A 12165-nucleotide genomic window follows, 5' to 3' on the forward strand; every position below is an offset into this window, starting at 1 on the left:
CACCTTAAGGTGCTTTTCTTAATTCGTCGAGCTTAAAATTTAAATATGATTTAGCACAATTAATAAACATCTCTTTTGCTTCATTAATTTCCATTTTAGATCCAGTATTTGGCATTAACGAATCTTTTTTAAATCCGTGACGAGCATCAATTCCTACCATGCTGAAATCATTAGCTGGATTGGTAAATCTAGTTTTGTCAGCTTTGCTATAAGGTATTTTCCAACCTGTATCATGATGAGCTTCAATAGTCATAAATGTTTCCATTATTTTATATAGACTCATCCACGTTAATGGTTCGGAAAAATATTTCAAAATCAAATAAACTCCAATATGTGTTTGTGCTATGTAAAAGGAACTAGCAAATACATTAGCCTTAGCACTTTCTTTATAATCTCTTCTCTCTGTAAAAGTTAAATTACTATTTAGATTACTTCCTAATCTTTGGTAGAAACCTAACAAAATTTTAATATTGTGATTCATTTCATATGTTGGATATTCAAGAGGCTGTCCTTCTATTTTCATTTTTTCCAACCGAACAAATCTCTGTTCATTTTCACCAAAAAAAATAGTTACCAGCCCTCTCAAAAGACTTATAAGTTCTAATCCAATTGCCCAAGCTTCATCATGGTTTGTGATGCTATTACAATGAAATGTATTGAATCTATGATCATCAGAATGACCATCATGGTAAGATGGTTCTGTATAAATGTTTAAATCTTTTAAAGCTATTCCACCAACGTTATATGAACTAAAAAGTTGTAATTCAGGTAAATAATATTCGTATTTATTTCTGATCGGGTAGGAAGTAAAAGATAAATTAGTCATAGTTTCTATTTTTCCAAAGTTGAAGAAAGCACCTTTAGGTGCTTTCTTCAACGATTTTTAATGTATTAGGTTTTCTAGGAATACTCATGCCAACTAAGTTTTCTAAAAAATCGACATTTATATTCAAAGAGTTTGCAACATCTTCAGCAAAAATTCTCTTTTTGGAGAGTGCAGAGAAACAAACTTTTAGTAATTCAGGTTTTTCACTTGGAATTAAATGATCTTCTTTTTCAGTAAGACCTTCACCTGTTTTTTTCAAGTAGATAACACCACTAGTATATTGTTCGGGAGTTAATAAACCTAATTGTCTAGCACGATACAAAATTGCAGCTTTACTAACTTTCCAAGTTTGCTTAAATTCACTTAATTTAGACCAGTTATAACGTCCATTTTTATGCCAAGTGTGGAAGTGCGTACGCATCATTACCTGTGGAATTAATAAAGCAGATGCAAAATGGTTAGCTTGAGACTCTGTTAGTCTATCACCGGTAACAAGTCCATCATGAAGTACAAGATGGCCAAGTTCATGAGCTAAGTCAAAACGTTGACGACATACACTTTCTTTTGCTTCATTGCGTACAAAAATCGGGCGTTTTGTGGCAAGGGATAAAGCATCCACTTCTTTTGATATACTAGAGAAAGTGGTCACAATAATTCCATGTGTTTCACAGAGTCGCACCATGCTACTAATAGGGCCTAAACCTAATCCCCATTTTTCACGACATTGCTCAGCTATAGATTCAATTGCTGGATTTTGATCAATTGGTTCGTCATATAAAGTATGAATATCATATTTAGGTAATCTGAGTTTTGAATCCAAATATTCAATTAATCGTTTTATGTATTCACCTCTTGCGATAACAATCTGCTTAAACGAAACTTTAGCGGTACGATTACTTCTAAAATGAATCTGATCTTCCTGTAAAACAGGTTTTAGCTGCATAAAAAAAGTCTGTGGCACATTAAAAAAGTGCGCCACTTTATCAATAAATTGATCATTGGGTATAGTTTGCCCAGTTTCAACTTTATGAAGATATTGACGTGTTAAATTTAGCTCGGTACCTAAATCTTCTAATGATAATTCATTGAATTGCCTTAAAAGTTTTAGTTCCAAGCCATTAAACTGTGTTGTCATGTTTAGTCATCGTACAATTAGTTATTTACAGCTATGGAATCTTCATCATCTTTATCTTCGATATCAAGATCTTCGACCAATGGGGAGCCTAACTCGACAGATGCGGGGGTTTCTGGCTCAACCAAATGAATATGGTTGATATCAGTAATACTATTTGAATCCCAATATGCAACAACATCATTTGCTAAGTTATAGCCAGCAAATACAACAAGTGGTTCATCATCAAGAGTTTTAGGTTCATTCAGAATGAATCGCCAAAAATGTGGTTGGTGATCATCTAAAGGAAATAGGCTAAAACTTTGTATTTGTTGCATGAGGAATTTTTTCTTTTTAGGTTTTTCAAAATCATCTTTTAAAAAACGTATAGAAGCATTACCTATTTGAAAAATAAACTTTAATGAACCATCAGTTAAGTGAACATCCACCGGACATTGTTTTCTAACAATTAACTTTAAAAAGCGATTACGAGTTCTATCGAAGATACTAGTTCCACGTCCATAGTTTGAGTCATCATCAGTACTCAATAGATAATTAATATCTCGATAGATGTCTAACATATGCTTGGCGAAAAAACTTATAACCTCATCGGTTAATTGTGGTTCAAAAAGTGAAGGATGATGTAATTCCATAAATAAATCCGCGATAAATTGTGAAATGTTGGGGTAACTTAAATTTATTGCTATATTTAAATTATGTCAACCAATATTTATTGCTATATATGTTTTTTGTCAACTAGGGTTGGTGTGAATAGATAAAACAGGAATTTCATTAAAAATTATTTACTTAATATACGAAATATTGCAGATATACCAAGTTTTTTTTCCTGTAGGCGTATGTACTTGAATCTCATCATCTACCGATTTACCTAGACAAGCCTTTGCAAGAGGTGACTGGAGAGAAATATAGTCTTTACGTCCATAAATTTCTTCATCGCCTACAATGCGAAACTTAATAGTCTCACCCTCGTCATTTTCTAATTCAACCCATGCTCCAAAATAAGCTTTTCCATCTTGTTCAGGGTTATATTCGACCTTATGGGCTACCTCAAAAAGTTTAGTTAAGTATCTAATTCTGCGGTCAATTTCACGTAGTTTTCTTTTATTATAGTGGTAATCAGCATTCTCCGATCTATCGCCGAGACTTGCTGCCCATGACACTATTTTCGTAATCTCAGGACGTTCTTTACGGACAAAATCATTTAATTCATCTTGTAAGCGCTGATAACCTTCAGCGGTAAGTAATTTACGATTCAAGATAAATACTCCAAGGCCTTACGTAAGGCATCCAAGGTTGCAACTTTAAAAACAGGCTTTTTAGAGTCGTCCACAAGTTCACCAAAAGCAGTAGGTTTTAAATTCCACTTTTTTTGAAAATCAGTCGAAAGTAAATACTGTAAAGCCCGAACTTCTTGATCAGAAAACTTAAAAGATTGATCAGGCATCATATGCTTATGATCATAAAAATCAACCCGTTGTTTAGGCGGAATTAATTCTCTAATCATTTGTTGAGCTTCTTTTAATTCAGATGCCATGATACGTACCAGTAATTGATGCTTATGATTTTCAATTTCGTCTATCCATTCATTGTCACTTTTTGAAGGTTTTTTTAACTTAGGTTTCTGTGAGGATTTATCCTGAAAAGATTGAATGAGTACTTTATACTTGGCGAATTCAAACATGAGGTGCGACAGTTTGAAAAGTCTTATGATAATCAACAAGCTGAGCAAATTTCTCTAATGGTGTAAGCCAATCTAACGCTTTTCTAGGACGAGTATTCAGTGACATGGCAACTTGATTTAAATAATGCTGATCTGCCTGATTTAAATCAATCCCTTTAGGTAAATATTGCCTAATTAAACCATTCATATTTTCGCATGTGCCTTTTTGCCAGGGTGAATGTGGGTCACAGAAATATACATCTATGCCTAAATCTTCTTCGAGTATTTTATGTTCTGACATCTCACGTCCACGGTCATAGGTCAACGTTTTACGCAGTTCTGCAGGTAAATATTTCAGAGCTTCAGTTAAAGCCTTGCGCACTGATTCTGCCTTTGCATCAGGTAATGTTGCCAAGATACAGAGCCGTGTATTTCGTTCAATAAGTGTTGCTATCGAACTTTTATTGTCTTTACCTTTAATTAAATCAGCTTCCCAATGACCCGGTATTTTTCTTTCTTGAACTTCGGCTGGGCGCTCATGAATAGTTTTAATATCCTGTAATATAGAATCTTTTTTAGGTTCACCGTTAGCTTTTCGCTTTTTATTTTCATGACGTAGACAGGATAATAAGTCTTTTTTCAACTCACCCTTGGGTAATGCTCGTATCGTTGAATAAATCGTTGTATGGCTTACATTCATTGTTTGATCCAAATCAGGAAATGTCTTTAAACGCTTTGCTATTTGCTGAGGAGACCATAAACAACGGATCGCTTCAACAATAAATTTCCAGAGGATTGAATCGATTTTGAGTTTTCTGTGACCACGTCTACGTCTAGCAAAAGTGTTATCAGAAGCATATCGAGCTTGATAAACGTCATTGATGCTATTTCTTTTAAGCTCACGATAGATCGTACTAGGATGTCTTTTAATAAGTTCAGCAAATTTTCTGGCTGAAAAGCCTTCTTTTCTTGACTCAAGCATTAATGCAGTACGATCTTCAAAGTTAAGATGATGGTATGACAATTTTATATACTCCATAAACCCTTTAAATTAATTAGGTGGTTTATGTCGCACTTCAAGTTTTACTCTGCCCTTTTTATTATTTCTAATACTTTGTGCTTGAGGTACTCCACGATCAAATCCTAATTTTGCAATAGTGCTAAATGAAAAATCATCACCACCTCGTTTCATTTGCTCCGTACATACCTCATAAATGGCATCAAGTGTTTGCTGAGATTTAGAAGATGTATTCTTTTTTAATTCAATTAATAACTCACTAGAATCCATGAGTAGTCTCAATTAATGGTGTTGAATTATTTAAAATAAGTTCAATTTCAGTTTTTGAAATTTGCTCTATTTCTGTCAATTCAATTAGTTTAATTTCTCCATATATTACTTTGTGTACTTTATCCCAAGATTTTAGCCTATTCATCAACAACCTGAAAATTTGATTACCTGCATAAAGTTGTTGATCTTTAGAAAGCGTGAAAAGTTTTGGCATAATTTCATTGAATGCTGCCATTCTATCAATAAGTTGTGTTCTTGGATAAATTGCATTATCAGCACTGCATGATTTATAAATTACCGCATTTTCACAAACTTCTTGCAATTGCTGGTAATGACTTACTTCCTCCATTTCCACGACTAATTCAGCATTAGAAGATGTTATTAGAGAAAGTTTGTCATCGTTTTCAATTAAGGTAATATTGTTGATTAGTTTGTGACAGCTAGTAATATAACCATAAGCAGCTTGTATATCACATAAAAGCATATCTAATTTTTTTGCAGCGGTTTCATATTCTGATTCAAAATTACGAAGTTGTGTTTCCAATTTTGATCTATTGGTAGCACCTTCAAATTTTTTTTTTTAATATTTGCTATGTACTCTTCCTTCTCTAAATTATCGAGATCCTGATTGATTTGATTGATATTTAGTTGCAGTTTTGAGCATATGTCAGATTGCTCATTAGATTGGAGTAAAATTTCATTAGTTATTGCCAATAATCCACCTATAAAAGCAGGACCTGTAATGAAATGCCTACAACGAATGCAATTTTGAATACCTAAATAACCTTGTGGTGTGGGGGAGTAGAACGTACTACTCTTAATTAATTCCCCACCATCATCACATCTAGATGCTGCAAAGGGACAAATACCGTAATCTCTAAATATATAATTTCCCGCTGGTACTTCATTAGATAATGCCTGTAGTAATTCAGAATTATTACCAACCAACTGGTTTTTAACATTTTCAATCTTATTTTGCTCAATTGTTCGTTGGATAGACTCGGCCTCAGACTTTAATGCGATTTTCTCGCCTTCCTCTAGCCTAGTTCTAATATCACGATTTGAAACTTTGCAATAATAAATAGACATAATTACTGAGCTATGACCTACAATTTTCATTACTATTTCAATAGGCATACCCATTTCAACGACATATGCAGTAATTAAACTAACTCGCATGCTATGTGGTGTGTATTTAGATTTATATGCACTTAGAATAGCTTGATTACCTTCAAGGGTCGCCAAACTAAGGTTAGAAGGCTGTATGTTATAAAGTGCAGCTGCCAAACGTGGTGTTAAAGAGTTTCCAACATTTGCTGGTTCAGAGTCATTAAATCGTCTAAATAAAAAACAATTGATTCCTTTTGCTTTCCTTTGTAGTTCATTCAAATTTGTTCTTTGGCAATTTAACCAAGATGTTGGGGCATGAATTGGATTAAATTTTTGTTGCCATTTGCGCAGCTTTAATAGCCAGTAAGCAAGCTCTTCAGGTATCCATGGAATAGTGTAGCCATTTCCATTGTTGTTTGTTTTATTAGTCGTGGTATACATCCCTAATTGACCATCAGGCATTCTTTTGATGAATGATTGATCTTTGGTCATTCCTGATAATGGCGAAAGATTCTTTTGCCAAATGATTTTATTTTGTTCATCAAATTCCGCTAAATACTCATCAGCTTCACCAGAATCATTATAGGCAATTTGTCGTCCTCGTAATGGAACTTTGGTTAGTGTGTAAGTATGAATCCAATCGGTAGGGCACCATAAGTAAGCTTGATTATCTGTAATCCGATAAACACAGTCAGGATCATAAAGATCTAATTGATCAAAATTAACTTTGACCCAATCAGCATCAAATTTATGAAGATGTTCTAGATCCTGAAAACATTTAGCACTTTCAGGAATAATCCATCCTTGCACCTTTTTTACAAAATGATATTGTAGACAAGGTTTTGTTGTTTCCGATGGAATAGAGGTAGAGGATATATTTTGTTGATCTAATAGATACGAAAATGGGTTGCGAGCATTCTTAACTCGAACAATTTCGCCTGTTTCTTCATCTTCTATTGTTAAATCATTATGAATAATATAATTCAAAAACTCATTAACATAGACGACTAGTTTTCGTTTCATCGGTTCGGATGCTATGTTTGCGAGTAAATTTCGAAAACGATTTACATCAAATTTTTCTTGTATGAGAAAGATATGTGGCGTTTTACTTTTATCAAAAGGTTCAATATAAAGACGGACGAAGCGACAGAGCTGCGTTTCTTTAGTACTTCCACCTCGTGCTTGAGTCATAAACTCTTTAATTTTAATTGCCCAACTAATGTATTCTGGCGAAATGAAATCAGGTTTAAATGGTTCGCTTTTACCTAAAAATCTGTACCAGTTTTCCCATTCCTTTTGATAGACTCCTTGAGGGTCGAGTGGAAGGGTCGGATCATTCTGTTTTAGAACAAACTTCTTATATTCATTAGAGCTTTTAAGTTTCGCAGTAATGACTAATTCTTTTAATTCAGAATATGAAATAAAATCAACAATATCAAAAAAATCTTTATAACTGATCCACTCATCATAAATTCTTTCAGGATGTGCAGGCAGTCCATGTTCTCTGTATTGTTGTTTATATAGAACGGAATTAGTAATGCCTGTATCTTTACAAAATTGCTTTAAAGAGTTCAGGTCAGGAAACATCGAAAATTCTTTATTAAATCGCTTATTTTCAATTTGACGAATTGATTGTGGTTTTATCATTTGTTCTTTCTCAATTTTTCTTGAACTTCTTCTGAAGTTGGTTTGGTATAGACAAGGCAAGAAGTTGGACTTTTGTGATGCATAGCGTATTTGGTTTCTATTTGATTTAAACCAGCTTGGCGTGCTCGAAATCCATAGGCATGTCGGTGACCGTGTTCGGTTGTGCCTAAGTTTTTTTTACATTGTAATCCGATACGTTCTACGGCATTTTTATGCAATCGCTGGAAATTTTTAAGCGTTTCAGGTTCTCCACGGGTATTAGTGAATGCAAAAGGGTGAGGGTTATTTTTTGCAGGTTCTACACGTTGATATTTGAGGTAATTTGCCCATATTAATAAGAATTCTTTAGCTTTTTCTGGCGGGTTAAAAACAACCTCTAAATAAAATCCAGGAGAAAGAAGTGATGGGCTTTTCCATCCGGCATAAAGACGTTCTGTTAATACGTATTTATTTCTAGGTTTAAATGAGGTTTTAGATAAAAGATATTCACTTCTATTGTTAAAAAATGGATCGGGGGAGGCACCTTCTACTGGATGGTAAACACGCACAAGAGCTTCCTGTGGGTAATTAGGATTTAATGTGATGTCTGATGTAAAAATGTGAAAAACTTCACTTTTTCTCAGCCCACCATAATTCATCAACATAGTGATTGCTTGAGATTTATAGTCAATTACCCCATTTTTTCAAAACCTAAATATAAAAGTCTTTCAATTTGATCTTCTGGAAAACGTACTACGTATTCACAATCAATGAAATGATTTTCGAAAGAGTCAACTACACGAACTTGCTGTAGTGATGAATCTTTTGTTGTTAGATGATTTAAAAAAACATGATTTTGTTTATGGTAATAAGCACACCAATTCAGTCGTTCTTCATGGGTTGTCGCTTTTCTGAAAGGATTTACTCGAAGTGTGGAATGTTCGTTTTGCCTCGTTAAAAAATCAGTATAATTTGTGATATGGAACAATAAATTATTAGTATCACTAATTGTCCGTGGGCGCCAATATAGATCAAGTGGGTCTGTTCGAGTATCGTAATCAATTGTCCCTGTGATTAAAGCTTCAGTGAAGGCTTTTAAAACTTTTGTTGCATTATTAATGTTCGGAACAGAATTAATATATTTCAATAAAAGTTTGAGCGCATAGCATGATCGTTCTTTCCATGATTCACTTTTTACTTTATGCGAAGCTAAATATCTTAAATGAGAAATAATGATTCCACTTTCAGTCAAGATAGCAGGTAGCACTAAGGTTGTCTGAGAAGTACAATCTTTATAATTTACATAAATATCTTTAACGTACGTCATATTAGCTTTGATTGATTTAACTAGTTTATTTTTATTATTATTTTTATTGATGTCAATGATGTTGTAATATTTTTAATATTGTCCTTTAATATCAATAATATTTTTTAATTTTTTGTGGTATATGTTATAAATTTATTTGTTTTATTTTTTTTGTGAATTTTAAGTGTCTACTATATAGATTGTTTTTTAAAATTCTTGAAATTTATATATCTAATTGATAATAATGAATTTTAAAAAAATAATTTATTTTGATCTGCTAATTTCTATATGGATGTGTGATTTTAATGATAAATTATTGTTTGTTTGATATTTTAAGTAAGCTAATATAAATTATTAAAGTTAAGTTTTAAATTTAATAAATGCAAAATTCAATTTTTTTGATAATGTTTGAAATATTATTTTTTTTATTTTTAATTTCTTTCATCTCATAATTAATATTGCTAATAGACTTCCTTCATAAATCATTTTTCAATCAATTTAATTGTTTATCTTTCACCCAATCTAAATTGTATATGCCAGCAAGTAAATTAAACCGCAGGTTTAATCTTTTACGACGATTTCTATATACACAAGATAAAATCTTAAAACATTTCATCCTTCCAAATACATGCTCTACTTGAATTCGTCTACGACCAATCTCTCTATTTAACTTTTTTAATTCAGAATCTAGTTTTTCAGTTTTCTTTGCTTTAGATGGCATGAGGCATCCAAAACCCAATTTCTTTATCCCTAAATACCCCTTATCAACGATAAAAAAGGGCTTAAATTTTAATTTCCTCATGCTTTTTTTAAATATTTTAAAATCATGCATGCTTCCATGACTTCCACATACACTCAGTATTTCACCTGTTGTATAGTGCATAGATAGCTGAAATTTAAAGGTATGTCGCTTTTTTTTACCGCTATACCATTTCTTCTGTTTTTTTTGGACGTTGAACTAATATTTCAGTGGCATCAATCACAACAACTTCCCAATCCACTTCATCTCGATTAGGAAGTTGTTTTGGCAAGTTAAATTTTCCAGAACCGATTAAGGTATCTTCAATAACACGTGTGATACGAATTGCACTCGTTTCAGATACACCGTAACTCATACCAAGATGGAAAAATGTTCGATATTCTCTCCAATATTCTATACATAAGAGCAAACGATCTTCCAACGGTAATTTATGCGGTCGTCCTTTACCAATATGACGAGGTAAATGCTTATTTAGCTCGGCCAACATGAGGTTAAATGTAGCCCAACTAACACCGGTAAGCCTACGAAACTTAACGTCTGATAATTTTTGAATATCTTTGAATTTCATCCAAGGATTATCTCTTGAATTAAATAATTTTGCTGATTAATTTAAGATCAAATAAATTGTACGTTTTTTGATTTATGACGGAAGTCTAATATATTTTTTTAAACAGAAATCAAGTTCTGGAATTTCTTTCATTAATTCCTTAGTAAGATTGAGTTCATTATTTTTTTCAAATTCTAGTCGCTTTATATCATTTAGCTTTTCATTTAAAATTTTTGTTGCTTTTAACCTGCAATGATCAAATCTAAAATCTTCTAATTTCGAAGTCTCTGAATAGAGTTTTTTCCCGTTCGAGCATGTTTTTTCTGTTAAATAATTGTACTTAACAAGCTGTCTTATAAGAGCGTAAGTTTGCAGCTTGACTTGTTCGGAAATCATATCGAACTGTGACCAAATTTCTTTTGGAGTAAACATCACCAGAACAGTTTGACGTTCTAAAATTAATAAAAACTGTTCTTTAACTACATTTTTAATTTCTTTCATACACTTGATCTAGAAATGACTATTAAGTTATCAGCTAAACTTAAGACTAATGGGCTATATGTAATCCAATAACTTGAAATATGAAAAATTTTTCCAAATTTAAATAACAAATTATCTTAATTTAATTTTTAATTCGGAACCTTCAACTTTTCAGAGATTACACAATATTTAAAATACTAAGAAATCCTTAGTAATAAAGCAATTAAAAACTAAGAACATCTTAGTTTTATGGTTTATTACTAAACTGATGACACAACATAATTCGAATATTTATTCCAGACGGTTGAGAGTTGCACGAAAAACAAAAAGTTTATCTCAGGAACGTTTGGGAATTTTAGCTGGTATTGATGAATCCTCTGCTAGTGCTAGGATGAATCAATACGAAACTGGTAAGCATTTACCAGACTTTCTTATGGCAAAAAATATTGCAAATGTTTTGGATGTTCCCGTAGCTTATTTTTATACGGAAGATGACTTGATGGCTGAAATCATTTTAAAGCTTCATTTCTTATCTGATCGACAAAAACTTGAAGTTTTAAATTTTATTAACTCATTCAATTCAGGTTCGGACAGTGAAAATTAACTAGTTCAACATATACTATTCAGTATGAAATATGGGCTTTTACATACCAGATTGTACAAACTTTTGTGATATGAAAAGCTAATTTGATTAGAAATAGTATGTTTTAGAGTGGGGTTATAATATCAGTACAACAAACAGATCTTACGTAAGATTGATCGACGGGTTCGCTACTTGGGAAAACGCCTCGAAGAACTTCGTATTATCGACTTTTCTGAAGAGCAGGCTGGCAAGATTTATTTTGGCGCTTGGGTCGAAATTGAAAATGACGCAGGGGAACAAAAAACCTTACGCATCGTCGGAGTAGATGAAATTTACGATCATCACCCGCAGCACATCTCCATCGACTCGCCGATGGCACGTGCTTTACTGTCCAAACAAGTCGATGATGAAATTGAAGTGTTGACGCCAACTGGAAAAAAACACTGGTATGTCAATTCAATTCGTTATGACAGACCTGAAAGTTCAGAGAACTAAAAGATTTTGTTTTAATTTTAGCCACTTGGTGTGATTTTTGAAGAAAAGTATTTGCCAAGTAGATTGAATGTTTATATGATGTCGCCCATGGAAGCGTGGCAGAGCGGTTTAATGCACCGGTCTTGAAAACCGACGAGGGTGTGAGTCCTCCGTGAGTTCGAATCTCACCGCTTCCGCCAAATTCAAAAAAACCCTGACTGAGTCAGGGTTTTTTTATGCCTTTTTTAAATTAATTTCTAAAAGATGTCAGTGCTATCGCTCAATTTTCCTGCATATGAAGGCTGTAAAGTTAATATCTTATTGAGATTGAACATTTTTTAGCTGAATAGTGGTCTTTTGAAGGCTGAGAGAT

9 protein-coding genes, 1 tRNA gene and 5 pseudogenes are annotated in these 12165 nt (G+C 32.9%); 3 read left to right on the forward strand and 12 right to left on the reverse strand.

Going from position 1 to position 12165, the window contains the following annotated elements:
- Window positions 1–4: 4 nt before the first annotated feature.
- The 12 genes and pseudogenes from AC4CUZ_RS08600 to AC4CUZ_RS08655 form a co-directional block, all read right to left on the reverse strand.
- On the reverse strand, window positions 5–826 hold the full coding sequence (locus AC4CUZ_RS08600; RefSeq protein WP_490747485.1) for a hypothetical protein: 822 nt from the start codon (window positions 824–826) through the stop codon (window positions 5–7).
- 34 nt (window positions 827–860) lie between these two features.
- The gene (locus AC4CUZ_RS08605; RefSeq protein ID WP_125278473.1) at window positions 861–1961 is read right to left on the reverse strand and encodes an XRE family transcriptional regulator; all 1101 of its coding nucleotides are present in this window, start codon (window positions 1959–1961) and stop codon (window positions 861–863) included.
- A gap of 17 nt (window positions 1962–1978) precedes the next feature.
- Complete coding sequence (locus AC4CUZ_RS08610) at window positions 1979–2590, reverse strand: hypothetical protein (protein WP_490747486.1); 612 nt, start codon at window positions 2588–2590, stop codon at window positions 1979–1981.
- 150 nt (window positions 2591–2740) lie between these two features.
- Entirely contained in the window at window positions 2741–3214 is a 474-nt protein-coding gene (greB, locus tag AC4CUZ_RS08615) for a transcription elongation factor GreB (protein WP_490747487.1), read from the reverse strand.
- A pseudogene (gene gmtX / locus AC4CUZ_RS08620) lies at window positions 3211–3624 on the reverse strand (gamma-mobile-trio protein GmtX); the annotation flags it as partial. The gene greB and the pseudogene gmtX (AC4CUZ_RS08620), both read right to left, overlap by 4 nt.
- 7 nt (window positions 3625–3631) lie before the next feature.
- Window positions 3632–4657, reverse strand: coding sequence for an IS30-like element ISAba125 family transposase (locus AC4CUZ_RS08625; protein WP_079265503.1), 1026 nt, complete (start codon window positions 4655–4657; stop codon window positions 3632–3634).
- A gap of 12 nt (window positions 4658–4669) precedes the next feature.
- Window positions 4670–4906: a gamma-mobile-trio protein GmtX gene (gene gmtX, locus AC4CUZ_RS08630; protein ID WP_490747488.1), complete on the reverse strand. Its 237-nt coding sequence runs from the start codon at window positions 4904–4906 to the stop codon at window positions 4670–4672.
- A pseudogene (gmtZ, locus tag AC4CUZ_RS08635) lies at window positions 4896–7663 on the reverse strand (gamma-mobile-trio integrase GmtZ). The gene gmtX (AC4CUZ_RS08630) and the pseudogene gmtZ overlap by 11 nt, the downstream one beginning before the upstream one ends.
- A pseudogene (gene gmtY / locus AC4CUZ_RS08640) lies at window positions 7660–8969 on the reverse strand (gamma-mobile-trio recombinase GmtY). Before gmtY ends, gmtZ begins: the two co-directional pseudogenes overlap by 4 nt.
- Window positions 8970–9441: 472 nt before the next feature.
- Window positions 9442–9834 (reverse strand): annotated as a pseudogene (locus tag AC4CUZ_RS08645) (transposase family protein); the annotation flags it as partial.
- Window positions 9835–9871: 37 nt separating this feature from the next.
- A complete protein-coding gene (locus tag AC4CUZ_RS08650; protein WP_017395860.1) occupies window positions 9872–10276 on the reverse strand; it encodes a transposase family protein in 405 nt (134 codons plus the stop codon).
- A gap of 72 nt (window positions 10277–10348) precedes the next feature.
- On the reverse strand, window positions 10349–10756 hold the full coding sequence (locus AC4CUZ_RS08655; RefSeq protein WP_490747489.1) for a hypothetical protein: 408 nt from the start codon (window positions 10754–10756) through the stop codon (window positions 10349–10351).
- A gap of 247 nt (window positions 10757–11003) precedes the next feature.
- Between AC4CUZ_RS08655 and AC4CUZ_RS08660 the strand changes: the two genes are divergently transcribed.
- The 3 genes and pseudogenes from AC4CUZ_RS08660 to AC4CUZ_RS08670 all read left to right on the forward strand — a co-directional run bounded on the left by AC4CUZ_RS08660 (window position 11004) and on the right by AC4CUZ_RS08670 (window position 11992).
- Window positions 11004–11339 (forward strand): helix-turn-helix domain-containing protein, encoded by a 336-nt coding sequence (locus tag AC4CUZ_RS08660; protein ID WP_490747490.1) that lies wholly within the window; start codon window positions 11004–11006, stop codon window positions 11337–11339.
- A gap of 120 nt (window positions 11340–11459) precedes the next feature.
- Window positions 11460–11813, forward strand: a pseudogene (locus tag AC4CUZ_RS08665) (GreA/GreB family elongation factor); the annotation flags it as partial.
- A gap of 89 nt (window positions 11814–11902) precedes the next feature.
- Window positions 11903–11992: transfer RNA gene (locus tag AC4CUZ_RS08670), tRNA-Ser, on the forward strand.
- Window positions 11993–12165: the final 173 nt, after the last annotated feature.

This window comes from Acinetobacter sp. 789_lipA (assembly GCF_058242845.1).

Excerpts from the sequence above, each read along its gene's own strand:
- AC4CUZ_RS08600 (WP_490747485.1), bottom strand. The coding sequence starts at position 826 with ATGACTAATTTATCTTTTACTTCCTACCCGATCAGAAATAAATACGAA.
- AC4CUZ_RS08605 (WP_125278473.1), bottom strand. The coding sequence starts at position 1,961 with ATGACAACACAGTTTAATGGCTTGGAACTAAAACTTTTAAGGCAATTC.
- AC4CUZ_RS08610 (WP_490747486.1), bottom strand. The coding sequence starts at position 2,590 with ATGGAATTACATCATCCTTCACTTTTTGAACCACAATTAACCGATGAG.
- AC4CUZ_RS08625 (WP_079265503.1), bottom strand. The coding sequence starts at position 4,657 with ATGGAGTATATAAAATTGTCATACCATCATCTTAACTTTGAAGATCGT.
- gmtX (WP_490747488.1), bottom strand. The coding sequence starts at position 4,906 with ATGGATTCTAGTGAGTTATTAATTGAATTAAAAAAGAATACATCTTCT.
- AC4CUZ_RS08650 (WP_017395860.1), bottom strand. The coding sequence starts at position 10,276 with ATGAAATTCAAAGATATTCAAAAATTATCAGACGTTAAGTTTCGTAGG.
- AC4CUZ_RS08655 (WP_490747489.1), bottom strand. The coding sequence starts at position 10,756 with ATGAAAGAAATTAAAAATGTAGTTAAAGAACAGTTTTTATTAATTTTA.
- AC4CUZ_RS08660 (WP_490747490.1), top strand. The coding sequence starts at position 11,004 with ATGACACAACATAATTCGAATATTTATTCCAGACGGTTGAGAGTTGCA.